Raw genomic sequence first — 18,480 nt, forward strand, 5'->3', positions numbered from 1 at the left:
GTGGCGACAGCCACTTAGCGCAACAGGCACCAGCTTGTCCCGCCACTTGTCCACAGCCAGGGTGGACAGGCTGTGCCTCAGGCTCAGGTCTTGAGGCGTTCGAGCAGGCGCTCGTGGATGCCGCCAAAACCGCCGTTGCTCATGCACAGCACGTGGTCACCCGCGCGTGCGGCCGTGGCAATGGCTTGCACCAGCGCGTCCACGCCGTCGCAGCACTGCGCCAGCTTGCCCAGGGGGGCCAGGGCTTCTGCCGCGTTCCAATCCAGGCCGCTTTGATTGCAAAAGCTCAGGTCCGCCTCTTCCAAGGCCCAGGGCAGCTGGGCCTTCATGGTGCCCAGCTTCATGGTGTTGGAGCGCGGCTCAAACACCGCCAGGATGCGCTCGTTGGGGTGGATGCGGCGGCGCAGTCCGTTGATGGTGGTGCGCATGGCCGTGGGGTGGTGGGCAAAGTCGTCGTAGACCTTCACGCTACCGGCCTCGCCGCGCAGCTCCAGGCGTCGGCGCACGTTTTGAAACAGCGCCAGCGCGGCGGCCGATTGTTCTGGGCTCACGCCCACATGCTCGGCCGCGGCCATGGCCGCCAGCGCGTTGAGCTGGTTGTGCTCGCCGGCCAGATCCCACTTCACATGCGCCACTTTGAGCGCACCGCGCAGCACGTCGAAGTCATGCGGCTCGCCGCGTGCGCGCAGCGTGCCGGGTTCTTCCTTGCGGCTGCCAAAACGCTGCACCTGGCTCCAGCAGCCGCGGGTGAGCACGCGCTGCAGCGCCTCTTCGCGCGCGTTCACCACCACACAGCCGCTGGCCGGCACGGTGCGCAGCAGGTGGTGGAACTGGGTTTCGATGGCGGCCAGGTCGGGGAAAATGTCCGCGTGGTCGTGCTCGAGGTTGTTCAAGACCGCCGTGCGGGGGCGGTAGTGCACGAACTTGCTGCGCTTGTCGAAGAAGGCCGTGTCGTACTCGTCGGCCTCGATGACAAAGGGTGCGCCTTCGCCCAGCCGCGCCGACACGCCAAAGTTCTGCGGCACACCACCGACCAAAAAGCCCGGCTTCAGGCCTGCGTGCTCAAGAATCCAGGCCAGCATGGAGGTGGTGGTGGTCTTGCCGTGGGTGCCGGCCACGGCCATCACATGGCGGCCCTGCAGCACATGCTCGGCCAGCCATTGCGGGCCGCTGGTATAGGGCAGACCCTGTTCCAGAATGGCCTCCATCAGCGGGAAACGCCCCTCGGCGCTGCGCGTCACGACGTTGCCGATGACGAACAAATCGGGCTTGAGCGCGAGTTGCTCAACACCAAAGCCGCTGATGAGCTCAATGCCCAGCTGCTGCAGCTGGGTGGACATGGGCGGGTAGACGTTGGCATCGCAGCCTGTCACGGTGTGCCCGGCTTCGCGCGCCAGCGCGGCCAAGCCTCCCATAAAGGTGCCACAAATGCCGAGGATGTGAATGTGCATGGCGTGTGGCCTCAGCGCAGTGCGCTGCGTGCGGCTTCCAGGGTGGCGTCGATGTCGGCGTCGGTGTGGGCGGCCGAGACAAAGCCCGCCTCGTACAGCGCCGGGGCGAGGTAGACCCCGGCATCGAGCATGGCGTGGAAGAAGCGGTTGAAGCGCTCTTTGTCCGTGCTCATCACCGTGGCGTAGTTTTGCGGCAGCTGCGGGAACAGGAAGAAGCCAAACATGCCGCCCTGTGCGTCCACGCTGAAGGGCACGCCGTTGTCGGCCGCCACGGCTGCCAGACCGTCCACCAGGCGGCGTGTGCGGGCCGAGAGGGTTTCGAAGAAACCGGGCTTTTGGATTTCGCGCAGCGTGGCCAAGCCGCAGGCCGTGGCCACAGGGTTGCCCGACAGCGTGCCGGCCTGATACACCCCGCCCAGCGGGGCCAGGTGCTTCATGATGTCGCGGCTGGCACCGAAGGCCGCCAGCGGCATGCCCCCACCAATCACCTTGCCGAAGGTGGAGATGTCTGGTTTGAAGCCAGGAATCAGCTGGGCATAGTGGCCTTGGGCGCTGTGCAGGCCAACGCGAAAGCCCGTCATCACCTCGTCCAGGATCAAGAGCGCGCCGTGCTGCGTGCACAGCTCGCGCAGCCGCTTCATATAGGCCAGCTGGGTGCGCACGAAGTTCATATTGCCCGCAATGGGCTCGATGATGACGGCCGCCAGTTCCTTGCCGTGGCGCTGGAAGGCTTCTTCCAACTGGGCGAGGTTGTTGTACTCCAGCACCAGCGTGTCTTGCGCCGCGCCCGGGGTGACGCCGCTGCTGGTGGGGTGGCCAAAAGTGGCCAGGCCCGAGCCCGCCTTGACCAGCAGGCTGTCGGTGTGACCGTGGTAGCAGCCCTCGTACTTGATGAACTTGCTGCGGCCCGTGGCGCCGCGCGCCAGGCGCAGTGCGCTCATGGTGGCTTCGGTGCCTGAGCTCACCAGACGCACCTGCTCCATGCTGGGCACGAGCTTGAGGATTTCCTCGGCCAACTCGATTTCGCGCTCGGTGGGCGCACCGAAGGAGAAACCTTCCTGCGCCGCCTTGGTCACGGCCTCGAGCACGGCCGGATGGCCGTGGCCCAGAATCATCGGGCCCCAGGAGCCGATGTAATCGATGTAACGCTTGGCATCAGCGTCGTAGATGTAGGCGCCTTGGCCGCGCTGAATGAAGCGTGGCGTGCCGCCCACGGCGCGAAAGGCGCGCACGGGTGAATTCACACCGCCAGGGATGACGCGCTGTGCGCGCTCGAACAGGGTTTGGTTGCGGCTCATGAGGATGTGTCGTCTTCACAAAGTGGCGCTCGCTGGCGCGGTGCTGCGGCAAAGCGGGCAGGGCGCAGCGCGGCGAGGAAGCTCGGGCAGCGCCTGTGTGCGAGGCGCCTGTCCGGGCCATGTTCAGTGCATGCGCTTGCTGGGTGGGCGCGGCATGGGTTGAGGGTCTTCTTCATCGGGCTGGGCATAGGTGCCGATGTCCACGCCTGCAGCCTCTTCATCTTCGGGCGGCAGGGCCCAAAAAAAGCGGTCCGGCACGACATTGCCCATGCCCGGCCGAAAGCCGGCTTCCAGCGCCTGATCCAGAAAAGCCAGGGCTTCGCCCACGGCGCTGGGGATGTCTGCACCCACCGAGAGCAAGGCCGCCATGGCGGCCGACAGCGTGTCGCCCGCACCCAGGAAGGAGGCCTCGAAGCGCTCGAATTTCTCGCCCGTGATGGGCCCTTGCGGTGCAGCCAAAACGTTGTCCACATGCTGGCCCGAGGTGCTGATGCCCGTCACCAGCACATGGGCCGCGCCATGCTGCGCTGCGGCCACGGCCAGCTCACGCGGGCTGGCGGGGCGGCCCGCATCCCAGTCTGGCAGCAGGAAATCGGTCAGCGTGGTGTGGTTGCCCACCAGCACGGCGGTCTGGGGCAGCACCAGTTCGCGAAACGCGTCCATATAGCTGTGCTGCTCTTCTTCGTCCAACCATGCCAGGCTGGGCATATAGGCCACCAGCGGCACGTCGGGGTAGTCGGCCAGCACCTCGGCCACGGCTGAGATGGCCTCGGCATTGCCCAAAAAGCCCACCTTCCAGGCGGTCACGGGCACGTCCTCCAAGATGGAGCGGGCCTGGTCAACAATGGTTTCGCCTTCGAGCGTGCTGTGCTCAAAGACCTCGGCCGTGTCGCGCAGCACGATGGCGGTGACCACCGGCAAGGCATGCGCCCCCATGGCCGCAATGGTGGCAACGTCGCCACCCAGCCCGCCCGCGCCGGAAGCGTCGCTGGCGTTGAAGCTCATCACACATGCTGGAGCGGGGGCCTCCTGCTCGTCGGATTCAGGGGGGGCAATGTGGTCAGGACGGCTCATGGGTGGTGGGGCCCAAGCCCCGGTGAGACTCAGGGCTGACCTGAATCAAGGGTGTTACAGAACGAGCTTGTGCGATACAGCATTGGTATTTATTCGCGCTGGGACGCACCAGGTCGGTGGCTACAATCTTGCGCATCATTGTAGTGACCCATAACTAGGAAATCGTGGCGGAACCCAAAACCTGGATGTGCCTCATTTGCGGCTGGATTTACGACGAAGCAGCAGGTGATCCCGAGCACGGAATTCAACCCGGCACTGCCTGGGCCGATGTCGATATGAACTGGACCTGTCCCGAGTGCGGCGCCCGCAAGGACGACTTCGAAATGGTCCAGATCTAAGCACAGCGCGGGCGGCCTTGGTCGACCCGCTCTGTTTTGAGGGAGGTGGGGATTGGTCGATCACGTACAAACACAGTCCGGCATCAGGGTGCTGGTGGTTGATGACAGCAACACCATCCGCCGCAGTGCAGAGATTTTTCTGCGCCAAGGTGGGCACGAGGTGGTCCTGGCCGAAGATGGGTTTGACGCGCTCTCCAAGCTGTGCGACTACCAGCCCGACTTGGTGTTTTGCGACATCCTCATGCCCCGCCTCGATGGCTATCAAACCTGCGCCATCATCAAGCGCAACCCACAGTTCGCAGCCTTGCCTGTAGTCATGCTGTCCTCCAAAGACGGCTTGTTCGATAAGGCCCGCGGACGCATGGTGGGCTCGCAGGATTACCTCACCAAACCCTTTACCAAAGACCAGTTGCTGCAAGCCGTCGAGCAGCACCGTCGGGCTGCTTGATTGCGGCCGCGCATGCGGGGAGTACACATGCCGATCCAGAAAATTCTGCTCGTAGACGATTCCAAGACGGAGTTGCACCACCTCAGCGACATCCTGACCAAGCGGGGCTACCAGGTGCGCACTGCGGAAAACGGCGAAGAGGCGCTCAAGGCGCTGGAACAAGAAAAGCCGGATCTGATCCTGATGGACGTGGTGATGCCGGGGCAGAACGGTTTTCAGCTCACTCGCAGCATCACGCGAGACCTGCGTTATGCCGATGTGCCCGTGATCATGTGTACCAGCAAGGGCCAGGAGACCGACAAGGTCTGGGGCATTCGCCAAGGCGCGCGGGACTATGTCGTCAAGCCCGTCAAGGCTGACGAGCTGCTGGCCAAAATCAAAGCGCTGGGCTGAGCGCGATGTCCGGCAAACAAGGCCTGAGGGAGCTTCAGCAACGGCTGGCCCTGCGCATGCAGGCAGTCCGGGAGGTTTCTGCCGCGGCTCAGTGGCTGGCGGTGGAGTGTGCGGGCTTGGGTGTGCTGTTGTCGCTGCGCCAGGCTGGCGAGATCTTCACGCCAACGGCCATGACTGCCGTGCCTCATACCGTGCCGTGGTTGTTGGGCGTGGCCAATTTGCGCGGCGGGCTCTACACCGTGGTGGACTTGGCGCAATTCCTGGGCTTGCGCAGCGCTGCCTCGGCCGCGCCGGGGCAGCGCTTGGTGTCTTTCCAGTCCGAGCTGGGTCTCAATTGCGCCTTGTTGGTGGATGAGTTGCTGGGCTTGCGCATGGAGGAGCAGCTGCGCCGCGAGCCCGAAGACGCGACGGTGCCGCGACGCCCGAGCTTTGCTGCGCAGCGCCTGCGTGACGCTGAGGGGCGTTCATGGCAGGTGCTGGATTTACAGGTCTTGGCCTCGACGCCGAGCTTTTTACAGATCGCGTCGCACTGAGTGCCGGTGCCCGCGCCTGAGACCAGAACTCAAACAGGTATTTGGAGGGGTGAGATGAATCTTCTGGACAAACTGGCGGCCGACCGTGCCAAGGCCGAGGCAGGCCATGACGGTGACTCGCTAAGCACCCATCAGCTCACCGAGCAAGGCGCAAGCCTGCCTTCGACCGTGACCGTCGTGGCTGAATCTGCGCGGGTGTCTGAGCCGGAAGTCGGCAGCTTGAATTTTCAGGACAGCACGCAGGAATTCGAGACTTCGCGTCTGAGCTCTGAATTGCCTGATCCTGACGCACTGGCGGCACCGCAACGCGACCGGCGTCAAAACTTGCTGGCCGTGCTGGTTGCTGCCGGTTTGGTGGGCAGCACCCTGACGGTGGGCTACAGCTTGGTGGCGTCGGATCGCAGCGCGGCTCAGGTGCGGGCCACGGGCCAGGCCATGATGCAGTCGCAACGCTTGGCCAAAGGCGCTTCCACGGCGCTGCAAGGTAGCAAGAGTTCGTTTGAGGAAATGCGCGAGGCCACCCGAGTTCTCACGAGCGTGGTGCGTGACCTGCGCATTGGCGACGGGGAATTGGCCAAGGCTCCGGGGGCTGTGCAGACCCTGCTCGAGCCCCTGCTGCCCATGGTGGACAACGCTGAGAAAAACGCCAAGGTCGTGCTGGACCAGGAAAAGGTGTTGACCCAGGTGGGACAGGCGCTGCGCGTCATCAACCGTCAGTCCTCGGACCTGCTGGAGAGCGCTGAGGCTGTGGCGGCCATGTCGCTGCAAAGTGCAGCCAGCGCGGCTGAGATTTCAGCGCTGGGCCAACTGGTGATGTTGACCCAGCGTATCGGTAAGAGCGCCAACGAATTCCTCACCTCCGAAGGTGTCAGCCCCGAGGCTGTGTTCTTGCTGGGCAAGGACTTGAAGGCGTTTCGAGACATTTCCCAGGCTTTGGTGGACGGCAATGCCGAGCTGCATTTGTCACCAGCCAAAGATCCGCAAGTGCGCGAGCGACTCAAAGCCCTGATTGAGCAGTTCGAGCAGACGCGCAAGGAGTCGGGGGCTATTCTGACCAACCTGCAGGGCCTGGTGTCGGTGCGCGAGGCGCAGACTGCCATCTTGTCCGATAGCGAAGCCCTGCGTGTGGGCCTGGACGGTGTGGCGCAAGCCCTGGAGTCCGAAGGTGGCTTGAACCCCGTTGTGCTGATGCTGATGTTGGGCTCTCTGGCCGCCTTGCTGGCCGGTGCGGCGGGCTTTTTGCGTCTGTACGTGGGCTCGCAAGCACAGCGTGCTCGGCAGGCTGAATTCCAACGGCGTCAGGCCGAGCAGCAGGAGGCCGAGGCCAAGCGCATCAACGACGCCAACCAGGCCGCGATTTTGCGTTTGATGAACGAGCTGCAGTCAGTGGCTGAGGGCGATCTGACGCACCAGGCCACGGTGACGGAGGACATCACCGGCGCGATTGCCGATTCGGTGAACTACACGGTGGAAGAGCTGCGCTCGCTCGTGCAACAGGTGCAAACCACGGCAGAGCGTGTCACGGGCACCACTGCCCAGGTGGACCAAACATCGACCGAGCTGCTGGCGGCATCGACCGAGCAGCTGCGCGAAATTCGCGCCACCGGCGAGGCGGTGCTGCAGCTGGCTCAGCGCATCAATGAGGTGTCGGCGCAAGCGCAGTCCACCGCCGCGGTGGCGCGCCAGTCTCGACAGTCTGCTGAAAAAGGTCTGCAGGCGATGCAGAACAACATCGGCGGCATGAACCAGATTCGCGACCACATCCAGGAGACCTCCAAGCGCATCAAACGCCTGGGCGAGAGCTCCCAGGAAATTGGCGAGATCACGGAGCTGATTTCCGACATTACCGAGCAGACCAATGTGCTGGCGCTCAACGCTGCCATTCAAGCCGCTTCGGCAGGCGAGGCCGGGCGAGGCTTCTCGGTGGTGGCAGAAGAAGTGCAGCGGCTGGCCGAACGCTCGGCTGGTGCCACCCGACGCATTGCTGCGCTGGTCAAAACCATTCAGACCGACACCCACGATGCTGTGGCTGCCATGGAGCGTTCCACACTGGGGGTGGTACAAGGGACGCAGCTGTCTGACGCGGCCGGACAGGCGCTGGAAGAAATTGATGCTGTGTCGCGCCGCCTGGACATGTTGATTGCGCAGATTTCTGAGGTTGCACTGGCCGAGGCCCGAGCGGCCAACGAGGTTGGCACCAACATCCAGCATATTTTTGCGGTGACAGAGCAGACCGCTGATGGCACGCGTTCCACGGCCCAGATGGTGCATGAGTTGTCGCGGTCGGCCGAGGCGCTCAAGCAATCGGTGTCGCGCTTCAAGATTTCCTGAGTTCGCCCCCAAGGACTAAAGCTGCAGCATGGATCTCAAGCGCGAACCCGAGTCGACTCTGGATCTCAGCCCTTTGGCCTGGGTGAAGGAGGAGGTGCATCACTCCCTGGAGTCAGTGCACAAAATCCTGCGCCGGGCCTTGCGCGACAAGCGCCAGCGCTCGGCCCTGCGGCCCGACGACAGCCATGTGCAGCACCTGCACACCGCTGCACACCAGATGCACCAGGCCGCGGGCGCCCTGGCCATGGTGGGCCAGGGGGCAGCTTCACGGGTGTTGCGTGCAGCAGAAGCCGAATTGAAAAGCCTCGCGGCGCAACCCGAGCGTCTGGAAGCTGCACAGCAAGACGATATCGAGCGTGCCAACTTTGCAGTGTTGTCATTCTTGGCCAAGCAGCTCGCGGGCAATCCCGTGCACGCGCTGTCGCTGTTTCCGGCCTATCGAACGCTGCAGCAGGCCAATGGTGCCGAACGCATTCACCCCGCTGATTTGTGGGAGCACCCCTGGGAGTGGCGGCCGGTGGCCGCCGATGTCAGCGCCCGGATGCTCAGTGCGGAGCAAGCGCGGTCACCCTTTGAGCTGACCTTGCTGCGCCAAATGCGCCAGCCCACACCGGGCCAGGCACTGCTGTTGAGCGACATCTGCGCGGGCTACGCACGCAGTCTGCAAGACGAGCGAGCCTGCACGCTTTGGATGTTGGCAGCGGCCATGTATCAATCACTGGCGCTGGGCCTGTTTGACGAGGACGTGCAGGTCAAGCGCATGGGGTCGAGGTTGCTGGCGCAGCTCAAAGCCGGCGCACAGGCGCCCGCCTCGGAGCGCCTCGCCCAAGACCTGCTGTTTTTCTGTACTCTGGGGCAGGAGCTGCGTGCCGAGCATCAGGCCTTTTCGCACCGCATTGCAGCTGTGCGCGAGGCCTATGGCCTACGCCAAACACTGGGCAGCTATGAGGACGACAGTCTGGGGCGGATTGACCCGGCCTGGGTGCAACAGGCCAAACGCCAGGTCCAGCAATTCAAAGACAACTGGGCTTCGGTGGCTGATGGCGAGATGCACCGCGCCGCGCCGCTGGACGCTTGTGCGCAGGACCTCGGACTGAGTTTGGAGCGCCTGTTCCCGCGTGGTGCGACGCTGGCGCAAAGCCTGCGCACAGCCGTGGCCGCCACGCTGACTAGCGGTCAGCCCCCATCGCCGACGCTGGCCATGGAGCTGGCGACTTGTCTGCTCTACGTCGAGGCCACCTTGGAAAACGAGGCCTACGATCAGGCCGAGCAAGCGCTGCGTGTGCAGTCGCTGGCGGCCAGGCTGGACGCGGCATTGCGCCGCCACAGCTTGGACATGCCAGAGCCCTGGATGGAGGACTTGTACCGTCGTGTTGCCGACCGCCAAAACCTCGGCTCGGTGGTGAACGAGCTGCGCTTGAGCCTGGGCGAGGTGGAGCGTTTGGTGGACGAGTACTTCCGTCGCCCTGATCGCACGGACTTTCTCGAAGCGGTGCCCGCTTTGTTGCAGGCCATGCGCGGGGTGTTCCATGTGCTGGCGCTGGAGCCCGCGGTTCAAGTGGTTCAGAGCATGCGCCAGGAGGTGCAAGCTCTGGCGCAGTCGCAACCTGTTGCGTCACAGCAGCAGGCTGCGTTTGACCGCCTGGCCCGCAATTTGGGCGCGCTGGGGTTTTTGATTGACATGCTCTTGGTGCAGCCCAAGCTCACCACCAAGATGTTCCGTTTTGACGCCAGCAGCGGCATGTTGCAGCCGCCCACGGTGCAGCCGCAGCAAAGCCGCATCAACGAAGCTGACCGACTGCGTGCGCAGACCCAGGCCGCCGCTGCAGCGCTCAACGACGCGCAACACAACCCTACCGAGGTGGCACAGGAGCTCGAGCGCCTCTCGCTGCAAGCCCGCGCGGCCGATGCGCCGGATGTGGTGGCTGCCGTAGAGCAGGTGCAGCAGCAGATGCTGGGCCATGGTGGGACCGAGCTTGCCTGCGCACCCTCTGAGCTCCCGCAGTCTGCGCCCAGTGCTGCCACGCCGGAGCACCTCGATCAGGACATGCTTGAGGTCTTTTTGGAAGAAGCCCAAGAGGTGCTGGAGCAAGCCCGCGAAGGGCTGGCTCGGCTGCAATTGCAGCCCGCAGCCGAGGCCGAGATCACCACCGTGCGCCGCGCTTTTCATACGCTCAAAGGCAGCTCGCGCATGGTCGGGCTCAACGACTTTGGCGCTACCGCATGGGCCTACGAGCAGTGCTACAACGATTGCCTTGCTCTGGCGCAGCCGCAAGTTGACCCGGCCCTGCTGGACTTGAGCACGGCTGCGCTGCAGGCCCTGGCCCAGTGGGTGCAGGCGCTGATGCAGCAGCAGCAGCCCGAGGCTTCGCCCGAGATGCTGTGCCAGCACGCCCTGGCCTGGCGCGCCGCGCGGCGGGTCAACACCGCACAGCGCTTGGCGCCAAAATTGCACGAGACCGTGGAGATGGCGCCGCAAGCGCCATCTCCCTCGGCGATGGAGACCCTGCCAGCCGCTCTGGCTGATATGCCCGCGCAGCCCACCGCAGCGCTGGAGTTGCCCCAGCTCGACGATGTGGTGGAGCTGCCCACCATTACCGAAACCGTGGACGAGCGCGATCTCGTCGGGGCCCGGTCAGTCGCGCCTGTGCAGGCGGCGTCGACCTTGGAGGTGCAGGGGCTGCCCCTGCTGCTGGATCTTGACCTCAGTCTCGATCCCACCGAGGCCGCGCAGGGCAAGGCTGATATCGACACCTCTGCCTTCAACCTTGATCTGGGTGAAATCACCACGCCTGCCGCTACCGATTTGGCGCAGGATGAGTCGGTGCCGGGCGAGCTGGCGCCCGAGGCCATGGCTGCCCCAGATGTGTCCGAGCTGATGGCCCTGCCGCCAGAGTTCGCTGGGCTGGATTTGGACCTCACGCGTGAACCCGCGCAGGACCAAAATTCAGCTGTGCTTGAACCGGGTTCTGAAGCTGACACTGAAACCGACGCCGACGTTGAAGCCCAAACCGAGCCAGAAACAGCGGCCTATGCGCAAGTCGCCGAACCCAGGGCAGTTTTGAGTCTGGTCGGTGGCACGGCGCTGAGCGCTCCCGCACCCTTGCTGCCGGATGAGGACCAAGCGCCCGCCACCGATGACGCCGAGGGCGCCAAGGTGATCGGGCCGCTGCGTGTGCCCATCGCGCTGTTCAATATCTTTCTCAACGAGGCCGACGAGCGCTCGCGTCAGCTCATTACCTTGCTGCAAGAGTGGGCCGCTGTGCCTGGCAGTGATCTGCCACAGGGCGCGGACGCGCTGGCCCATGCGCTGGCTGGCAGCTCGGCCACCGTGGGCCACCAAAGCCTTTCGCAGCTGGCGCGAGCCTTGGAGCATGCGCTGGTGCGCTGCGCCGATGTGCTGGAGCCCGATGCCGAGCTTTTGCTGCAAGCAGCACAAGAAATCCGCCAGCTCCTGCATCAATTCGCCGCAGGTTTCTGGCGCGAAGCGCCCGAGGTTCTGATCGAACGCCTGCAGCACTACCCTGCTGCCGATGTGCCGCGCAAGGAGCCGCAGGACTCGGTGTTGCCCTTGTCTGCCAGCAGTGACATCTCGATCAAACAGCCCCTGTCTGAGGATGTGGACGCCGAGCTGCTGCAGATCTTCCTGGAAGAGGCGCGCGAGCTTTTGACAGAGCTGCACGGTGCCCTGCGCAGCTGGGGGCATCAGCCTGAGCACAGTGCGCCAGGTGTGCTGGCCATGCGCGTGCTGCACACATTCAAAGGGGGGGCGCGCCTGGCCGGTGCCATGGGTGTGGGCGAACAGGCGCATGAGCTGGAATCTCAAATTGAACGCTTGCTGGCGCATGGCGCGGGCCCTTCGGCTCTGGCGGCTTTGCAAGAGGAAGCCGACGCCCTAGAGCAGGCACTGCAAGCCTTGGATTTGGGGGCTAGCGTTGCGACCGCAGTGACGCAAGCCCAACCCACCAGGGCGTCTGTGGCCGAGACACAGCCCCAGCCCCAGCTTGCGCCACCCGAAGACGGCACTGTGGCCGCACCCGCACGGTCTGAGGTGCAGGTCGATTGGGCGCGCTTTGACACCACGCCTGCAGCCCCACTGGTGGACCAAGCTCCTACCAGCTTGCTGGCGCAGGTGCGTGTGCGCGGCGCGGTGCTGGAGCGCATGACGGCTCTGGCCGGCGAGGTGGCTGTGCGGCGCACGCGGCTGGGTGCCGAATTGGCCCAGATGCGCCACGCGCTGGGCGATCTGGACGACAACTTGGAGCGGCTGCGCACGCAGCTGCGCGAGCTGGAGTTGCAGGCTGAGGCGCGCATCACGGCGCGCCAGGAATCCACGCACAACGCGGGCAAAGATTTTGACCCGCTGGAGTTTGACCGCTTCACGCGTTTTCAAGAGCTCACGCGCATGCTGGCCGAGTCGGTCAACGACGTGGCCACCGTGCAGCGCGGCCTGCGCCGCAGCGTCAGCACGGGTGAAGATGAATTGGCCGCCCAGCTGCGCCTGACACGCACGCTGCAGGACGATTTGCTGCGCACCCGCATGATGGCTTTTGAGTCGGCGCTGGGTGAACGCCTGCACCGCCTGGTGCGCCAGGCGGCGCGCGAAACCGGCAAGCAGGCGCAGCTGCTCATCGAAGGTGGGCATATCGAGTTGGACCGTGCGGTGCTGGAGCGCCTCACGGGTGCTCTGGAGCACCTGCTGCGCAACAGCGTGGTGCATGGCATCGAGCTGCCGCAGCAGCGTCTGAGCGCAGGCAAGCCCGAGCAGGGCGAGGTGAGGCTGCGTTTGAGCCACTCCGGCAGCGAGGTGCTGATCGTCTGCGAAGACGACGGTGCGGGCCTGGATTTGCCCCGCATCCGCGAGCGTGCGTTGGCGCAAGGTTTGATTGCCGCCGACAGCGCAGTGGACGAGCAGCAGCTTGTCGACCTGATCTACACCCCCGGGCTCACCACCGCTGAGGCCCTGACCGAAATGGCGGGGCGCGGTGTGGGCATGGATGTGGTGCGCACCGAGCTGGAAACCTTGGGTGGCGGTGTGCGTGCGCGCAGCCGCCAGGGCGAGGGCACCCGCTTTGAGCTGCGCGTGCCGCTGACCACCGCACTCACCCGCGTGGTGGTGTTGCGCCAGGGCGAGCGCCGTGTGGCCGTGCCCGCGCAGCTGATGCTGTCAGTGCAGCGTGTGGCGGTGGAGCAGGTGGCGCAAGCCTATACCAGCGGTCAGATTGAGCTGTCGGGCCATGCCTTGCCTTTCTATGCCCTGGGTGCACTGCTGGGTGAAGGCAGTCGTGCGCAGTTGCTGGGGCGCCATGTGCCCTTGGTGCTGGTGCACAGCGCTGGGCAGCAGCTGGCTTTGCACGTTGATGAGGTGTTGGGCAACCAGGAAGTGGTGGTCAAGAGTCTGGGCGAGCAGCTGGTGCGCGTGCCGGGTCTGTCGGGTATCAGCGTGCTGGCCAGTGGCGAAGTGGCTTTGCTCTACAACCCTGTTTTGCTGGCGCAGCGCTATGGGGTCAGGTCGCGTGAACTCATGCGCGCCGCACCGCTCGAGGGTCAGCACCAAATGCAATTGGCAGAGCGCCCCGACGCACCGCCAGTCTTGGTGGTGGACGACTCGCTGACTGTGCGCCGTGTCACGCAGCGCTTGCTTGAGCGAGAGGGCTTGCGCGTGATGTTGGCCAAGGACGGCATGGAGGCCATGGAGGTGCTCAGTGGCAGCGAGCTGCCCAGTGTGGTGCTCTCTGATATCGAAATGCCGCGCATGGACGGTTTTGACCTGGTGCGTCACATGCGTGCTGATCCCCGCCTGGCGCAGCTGCCCGTGATCATGATCACGTCTCGTATCGCCCCCAAGCACCGCGAGTACGCGTTTCAGCTGGGAGTTGTGGACTACTTGGGCAAGCCGTACGACGAGGAACTGTTGTTGCGTTTGATCGGTCGTTACACTACCGCCACAAACGCGTAAGGCATGTCCCTCTTGCTGCGTATAGCGGGCCGCATGTCCCGTGTCGGGGGAATGCTTAATCACAACACGCGCAGCACATCGCGACGCGAGGGGCATCAGTTATGTCAGAGGTGGTTGAGCACCTGGCAGTGCTTACCGGATTCCGTGACCGGGATGTGATGGATGCCACCCTGGTCAGCTCGCTGGCCGACATGTTGGCGCCACAGTCTGTCGCGGCTTATCGTGTGCTGGGCGAGCACAGTGATCAGCGCTGGGTGACGCGCGCTTGCATGAACGCCGGGCAGACCATTGTTTCGGCGCAGGAGTTGCGGCTCGAGGAGCTGCCGCCTGTGGCGGATTTTCCGCACCGTCAGATGTGCTTGGAAAGCGGGCAAGAGAACTTCTTGCAGCAAGACGATCGACACATTGCCTTGTTCCCGCTGGCCTCAGAACAACAAGTGGTTGGCGTTTTGGAAATCACCTCGGCGGAGCCTTTGGGTGAGCAGGCGCGCCGCACGGTGGCAGCGGTGTTGCGCATCTATCGCAATTTCATGGGCCTGCTCGACTACAGCGAGCGTGACACCCTCACGGGTTTGCTCAACCGTAAGACCTTTGACACCGTATTTTTGAAACAATTGCAGCAGCGCCAGCCCCTGATGCAGGACGAAACGGTGGGTCGCCGTCACACCGTTGGTGAGGTGCGAGGGTATCTGGGCGTGGTGGATATTGACCACTTCAAATCCATCAATGACCGGTTTGGCCACTTGATCGGTGACGAAGTGCTGCTGCTGCTGGCCCGTCTGATGTCTTCGACCTTTCGCTACCACGACCAGGTCTACCGCTTTGGTGGTGAGGAGTTCGTGGTGCTGATGCGCTGCAAGAGCGCGCAAGATGCGGAGCAGGCCTTTGAGCGCTTCCGTGCCGCCACCCAAGCGTTCCCCTTTCCCCAGGTGGGGGAGCTCACGGTCAGCGTCGGCTACACCGAGATTCGTGACATGGACAGCCCGACGCAAGCCCTGCAGCGCGCTGATGCGGCGGTCTATTACGCCAAAGAACACGGTCGCAACCAAGTGTGCAATCACGCGCAACTGTTGGTTTTGGGGCATCTGAAAGACGAAGACAGCCCTAGCAGCGTCGAACTGTTTTAACCCCCTCCAAGTAGGGGGGGTGATGGCTTCAGTCCCTGGTTTGGGTGTGGGGTTAATCAATCGATTGATTAACTTCTAGAATGAAGCGCATGAGCCGTCGCACCAAGCCGGGCCTTGCGCCTGAATCTGCACCCACCCCGCGCGCCCAAAAGGCAACCGCAGCCGCTCCACCTGAAGCGGCCACGCGCCAGCGGCTTTTGGATGCTGCTTTGCGCTGCTTTGCCGAGAGGGGCTTTGCGCGCGCCAGTACAAGAGAAATTGGCTTGGCGGCAGAGTGCAACATTGCGCTGATTGCCTACCACTTTGGCGACAAGGGCGGCTTGTACCGTGCAGTGTTGGGCTTGCCACTGCAACAGCTCGCGCCTGTGGCGGCGCTGTATGACCGTGACGAGATGCCCTTGGCTGAATGGCTCGATGGCATCTACCGGCTCTTGCTTGCGCCGCTGCGCGAGTCGGACGTGCGCTTTCGCCATGTCATGCGCATTTGGGGCCGCGAGATGACAGACCCCACCGAGATTGGCCAGAGCTTTTGCGCCGAGTGCGTGGAACCACACCGCTTGGCGCTGCAGGCCGCGCTGGGGCGCCGCTGTGGCGCGCGCCGCGTCGATCTGCCGCTGCAGCACCTCACCTTCGCGGTGATGGCCATCATCGAGCAATACTGGAATTCCGTGGACATCATTCAGAACTCCACGCCTCAGGTCTTGGGCAGCGCGCGCGCCATCACCATGCTGCAAGCCAGCCTGGTGCGTATGGCGCAAGCCATGATCGAGGCGGAGAGTTCGCGTCGTCGCAGTGGGGGCGACCCACCCGATTGAACTTGGCATATCGCGCCAGCGCTGTGGCTACAGCGGGCGTACAACTTTGGCCCAGGTCTGCAGTCATGGCCCAGGTCTTTGAAGACCCAGAAAGGAAGTGCATGAAAGATCGAACTCGTCACCGCGCCCGCCGCGTGGGCCTGTGGATGTCGGCGGGCTTGGCGGTGTGGATTTTGGGAGGCTGTGCCCACAAGCCCCTGCCTACCGGCGCGCTGCAAGGGCATACACCCGCTGACTGGGCCGCTCGCGCCTCCTCAGCGCAGACCAACCCAGCGCCCGCCTGGGAGCGCATGGACGACGCCGTGCTGCGCCAGCTCGTGGCCTGGACTTGGACCGACCAGCCTGGCCTGCAACAGGCTGTGGCACGGCTGGATGAAGCGCGCGCCCTGGCTGGGGCCTCGGCCGCAGCCTCGGGCCTCAACGCCACGGGGCAATGGCAGCGCGGCCGCCAGGCTGTGCCTGCAGGTTTGCCCATCCAGAACATCAGCCTGGGTCAGTTCGATGCGAGCTGGGAGCTGGATTTGTTCGGCCGCGCCCGCCAGCTCAACAAGGCCAGCAGCCTGCGCGCCGAGGCCTCGGCGCTGGAAGTGCAGGCGCTGCGCCTGAGCCTGGCCACCGAGACTGCCGAGCTCTACCTGAGCCTGCGTGCTGCCGAGCAATTGGTGGCGCTGGGCGAGCAGGAGCTGGCCTCGGCCAACGAGGTGGCCAAGCTCTCACGCCAGCGCCAGCAGGTGGGGCTGGAGGCCAGTGCCAGCAGTGCCTTGCTGCAAGGCGCTGCGGCCGAGGCCCAGCAGCGGCTGCTGGCGCAACGCGCTCAGCGGGAGCAACTGCTCAAGGCCCTGGCCGCGCTGACCGCGCATGAGGAGGCGCAGCTGCGCAGCCTGCTGGCGCGCAGCCCCGGGGCCTGGCCACAGCTGGGGGCGCCGTTTGCCGTGGCTGTGCCAGCCCAGGCCTTGCAACAGCGCCCGGATGTAGCGGCGGCTCAGACCCAGGCGCTGGCCGCTTGGGCTGCAGCCGGTGCCGCAGAGGCCGCGCGCTGGCCCCAGCTCAGCTTGGTGGGCAGCTTCAGCGTGGCTGGCATACAGCTGGGTGGCGCCACAGACGAGTCGCGGGGCTGGGGCTTTGGCCCTCGGCTGACCCTGCCGCTGCTCGACGGCGGGCGCGCCCGCGCTGAGGCGCAGGCCGCGCAGGCGCGCTGGCGTCAGGCCGAGGCGGCTTGGCGTGGTGCGGTGCTGCAGGCCGTGCGCGAGGTGGAAGACGCGCTGGTGCGGCTGGATGCGGCACAGCAGCGTCAGGCCCCCATGCAGCAGTCCTTGCAAGCCTATGAGCAGGCCCTGGTGGCCACGCAGCAGCGCTGGCAGGCGGGCTTTGCTAGCGCCCAGGAATTGGAAGACCAGCGCCGTGTGACGCTGGGTGCGCGCGCCGCCATGGTGCAGCTGCAGCGTGAACAGCGCTCGGCCTGGCTGGCCTTGCACAAGGCCGTGGGCGGCGGTTGGCAAGCGCCTCTGGTATCGAACAGTCAAACACAGGATTCCACATCGTGAAGCGTATTCATTCCATTGCAGCGGCCACGGCGGTGGCCATTTCCGCTTACGCCTCTTTGCTCGTGCTGGGCAGTGTGGGCACGCCGGCGCAAGCCCAGGATGCCAAAGCCGAACCCGCACCCAAAGGTCAGCGGGCCGCCTTGAGCGTGACCCTGGTGCGTGCTCAAAGCAGCGCCTGGCCGCAAACCATCGGTGCCGTGGGCACGCTGGCGCCCTGGCAAGAGATGCAACTCTCCACCGAGACCGGCGGGCTCATGATCACCGAGCTGCGCGCGCAAGTGGGCGATGTGGTGCGCCGCGGGCAACTGCTGGCGCAGCTCAACGACGCCAGCGTGCGGGCCGAGCTGGCGCAGGCCGAGGCCGGTCTGGCCGAAGCCCAGGCCGCCGACCAACAGGCCCAGGGCGATGCGCGCCGCGCCGCACAGCTGCAGGCGCAGGGCAGCACGGCCCTGTCAGAGCAGGCGCTAGCGCAGTTCCAAGTGCAGGCGCAAGCCTCGGCCGCCCGCGTCAAGGCCGCACAAGCTCGTGTGCAGGCCTCGCAGCTGCGATTGGCGCAAACGCGCATCACCGCGCCGGACGACGGTGTGGTGAGCGCGCGCCACGCCACTCAGGGTGCCGTGGTGCAGCCGGGGCAGGAGCTGTTTCGGCTGATTCGCCAGCAGCGCCTGGAGTGGCGTGCTGAGCTGGCCGCTGACGCGCTGGCGCAGCTGCGCCCGGGTGCCGTGGCGCGCCTGAGCCTGCCGGGGCAGACGCAGACGCTGGAAGGGCGGGTGCGCCAATTGGCGCCCGCGGTGGACGCCAACACACGCATGGGCGTGGCCTATGTGGATGTGCCACGCCATGCAGCGCTGCGTGCAGGCAGTTTTGTGCGCGGCGTGTTTGAGCTGGCCCAGAGCAGCGCGGTGCATTTGCCGCAAGCGGCCGTGCTGCAGCGTGATGGCTTCGCCTATGTTTATCGTGTGGACGAGGCCAGCGAGCGCGTGCAGCAGCGCAAGGTCACGGTGGGGCGCCGTCAGGGCGACCGCATCGAGATTCTGGCGGGTCTGGACGCCAACACCCCTGTGGTGGCGTCTGGCGTGGCCTTTTTGGCCGATGGCGATCGCGTGAAGATCCTCAGCAGTGCCAAGGTGCCCGCCACCCCGGCAGCGGCTGCGGCGCGCTGATACACC

At 65.0% G+C, this 18,480-nt stretch carries 13 protein-coding genes; 10 read left to right on the top strand and 3 right to left on the bottom strand.

Translation table 11 applies throughout. The annotated features are described in order from the left end of the window. Positions 1-83: 83 nt before the first annotated feature. The 3 genes from mpl to thiD all read right to left on the bottom strand — a co-directional run bounded on the left by mpl (position 84) and on the right by thiD (position 3,823). Positions 84-1,451, bottom strand: a complete 1,368-nt coding sequence (gene mpl / locus ACG0Z6_RS03100; RefSeq protein ID WP_394458598.1) for a UDP-N-acetylmuramate:L-alanyl-gamma-D-glutamyl-meso-diaminopimelate ligase — start codon at positions 1,449-1,451, stop codon at positions 84-86. Positions 1,452-1,462: 11 nt separating this feature from the next. Further along, on the bottom strand, positions 1,463-2,749 hold the full coding sequence (gene hemL, locus ACG0Z6_RS03105) for a glutamate-1-semialdehyde 2,1-aminomutase (protein ID WP_394458599.1): 1,287 nt from the start codon (positions 2,747-2,749) through the stop codon (positions 1,463-1,465). Positions 2,750-2,872: 123 nt separating this feature from the next. Then, positions 2,873-3,823 (bottom strand): bifunctional hydroxymethylpyrimidine kinase/phosphomethylpyrimidine kinase, encoded by a 951-nt coding sequence (gene thiD, locus ACG0Z6_RS03110; RefSeq protein ID WP_394458600.1) that lies wholly within the window; start codon positions 3,821-3,823, stop codon positions 2,873-2,875. A 185-nt stretch (positions 3,824-4,008) separates the two neighbouring features. Between thiD and ACG0Z6_RS03115 the strand changes: the two genes are divergently transcribed. From ACG0Z6_RS03115 to ACG0Z6_RS03160, 10 genes are all read left to right on the top strand, one after another. Then, positions 4,009-4,161 carry a rubredoxin gene (locus ACG0Z6_RS03115; RefSeq protein ID WP_394458601.1) on the top strand — a complete coding sequence of 51 codons (153 nt, stop codon included), beginning with the start codon at positions 4,009-4,011 and terminating at the stop codon, positions 4,159-4,161. 52 nt (positions 4,162-4,213) lie between these two features. Next, on the top strand, positions 4,214-4,609 hold the full coding sequence (locus tag ACG0Z6_RS03120) for a response regulator (RefSeq protein WP_394458602.1): 396 nt from the start codon (positions 4,214-4,216) through the stop codon (positions 4,607-4,609). A 27-nt stretch (positions 4,610-4,636) separates the two neighbouring features. Then, positions 4,637-5,002, top strand: a complete 366-nt coding sequence (locus ACG0Z6_RS03125; protein ID WP_394458603.1) for a response regulator — start codon at positions 4,637-4,639, stop codon at positions 5,000-5,002. Positions 5,003-5,007: 5 nt separating this feature from the next. Continuing rightward, positions 5,008-5,535 carry a chemotaxis protein CheW gene (locus tag ACG0Z6_RS03130; protein WP_394458604.1) on the top strand — a complete coding sequence of 176 codons (528 nt, stop codon included), beginning with the start codon at positions 5,008-5,010 and terminating at the stop codon, positions 5,533-5,535. Between the two features lie 54 nt (positions 5,536-5,589). Beyond that, on the top strand, positions 5,590-7,866 hold the full coding sequence (locus tag ACG0Z6_RS03135; protein ID WP_394458606.1) for a methyl-accepting chemotaxis protein: 2,277 nt from the start codon (positions 5,590-5,592) through the stop codon (positions 7,864-7,866). Positions 7,867-7,894: 28 nt separating this feature from the next. Further along, complete coding sequence (locus tag ACG0Z6_RS03140) at positions 7,895-13,825, top strand: hybrid sensor histidine kinase/response regulator (RefSeq protein WP_394458607.1); 5,931 nt, start codon at positions 7,895-7,897, stop codon at positions 13,823-13,825. Positions 13,826-13,926: 101 nt separating this feature from the next. After that, on the top strand, positions 13,927-14,952 hold the full coding sequence (locus tag ACG0Z6_RS03145) for a GGDEF domain-containing protein (protein ID WP_394458608.1): 1,026 nt from the start codon (positions 13,927-13,929) through the stop codon (positions 14,950-14,952). A gap of 89 nt (positions 14,953-15,041) precedes the next feature. Then, the gene (locus ACG0Z6_RS03150) at positions 15,042-15,767 is read left to right on the top strand and encodes a TetR/AcrR family transcriptional regulator (RefSeq protein WP_394458609.1); all 726 of its coding nucleotides are present in this window, start codon (positions 15,042-15,044) and stop codon (positions 15,765-15,767) included. A gap of 101 nt (positions 15,768-15,868) precedes the next feature. Further along, on the top strand, positions 15,869-17,311 hold the full coding sequence (locus ACG0Z6_RS03155; RefSeq protein ID WP_394458610.1) for an efflux transporter outer membrane subunit: 1,443 nt from the start codon (positions 15,869-15,871) through the stop codon (positions 17,309-17,311). Further along, positions 17,308-18,474, top strand: coding sequence for an efflux RND transporter periplasmic adaptor subunit (locus tag ACG0Z6_RS03160; protein WP_394458612.1), 1,167 nt, complete (start codon positions 17,308-17,310; stop codon positions 18,472-18,474). The genes ACG0Z6_RS03155 and ACG0Z6_RS03160 overlap by 4 nt, the downstream gene beginning before the upstream one ends. The last annotated feature ends 6 nt before the right edge of the window (positions 18,475-18,480 follow it).

Source organism: Roseateles rivi, assembly GCF_043555845.1.
Taxonomy (GTDB): Bacteria; Pseudomonadota; Gammaproteobacteria; order Burkholderiales; family Burkholderiaceae_C; genus Roseateles; species Roseateles rivi.

Coding starts and splice junctions, on each gene's coding strand:
- mpl (WP_394458598.1), bottom strand. CDS start 1,451: ATGCACATTCACATCCTCGGCATTTGTGGCACCTTTATGGGAGGCTTG.
- hemL (WP_394458599.1), bottom strand. CDS start 2,749: ATGAGCCGCAACCAAACCCTGTTCGAGCGCGCACAGCGCGTCATCCCT.
- thiD (WP_394458600.1), bottom strand. CDS start 3,823: ATGAGCCGTCCTGACCACATTGCCCCCCCTGAATCCGACGAGCAGGAG.
- ACG0Z6_RS03115 (WP_394458601.1), top strand. CDS start 4,009: ATGTGCCTCATTTGCGGCTGGATTTACGACGAAGCAGCAGGTGATCCC.
- ACG0Z6_RS03125 (WP_394458603.1), top strand. CDS start 4,637: ATGCCGATCCAGAAAATTCTGCTCGTAGACGATTCCAAGACGGAGTTG.
- ACG0Z6_RS03130 (WP_394458604.1), top strand. CDS start 5,008: ATGTCCGGCAAACAAGGCCTGAGGGAGCTTCAGCAACGGCTGGCCCTG.
- ACG0Z6_RS03135 (WP_394458606.1), top strand. CDS start 5,590: ATGAATCTTCTGGACAAACTGGCGGCCGACCGTGCCAAGGCCGAGGCA.
- ACG0Z6_RS03140 (WP_394458607.1), top strand. CDS start 7,895: ATGGATCTCAAGCGCGAACCCGAGTCGACTCTGGATCTCAGCCCTTTG.
- ACG0Z6_RS03145 (WP_394458608.1), top strand. CDS start 13,927: ATGTCAGAGGTGGTTGAGCACCTGGCAGTGCTTACCGGATTCCGTGAC.
- ACG0Z6_RS03150 (WP_394458609.1), top strand. CDS start 15,042: ATGAGCCGTCGCACCAAGCCGGGCCTTGCGCCTGAATCTGCACCCACC.
- ACG0Z6_RS03155 (WP_394458610.1), top strand. CDS start 15,869: ATGAAAGATCGAACTCGTCACCGCGCCCGCCGCGTGGGCCTGTGGATG.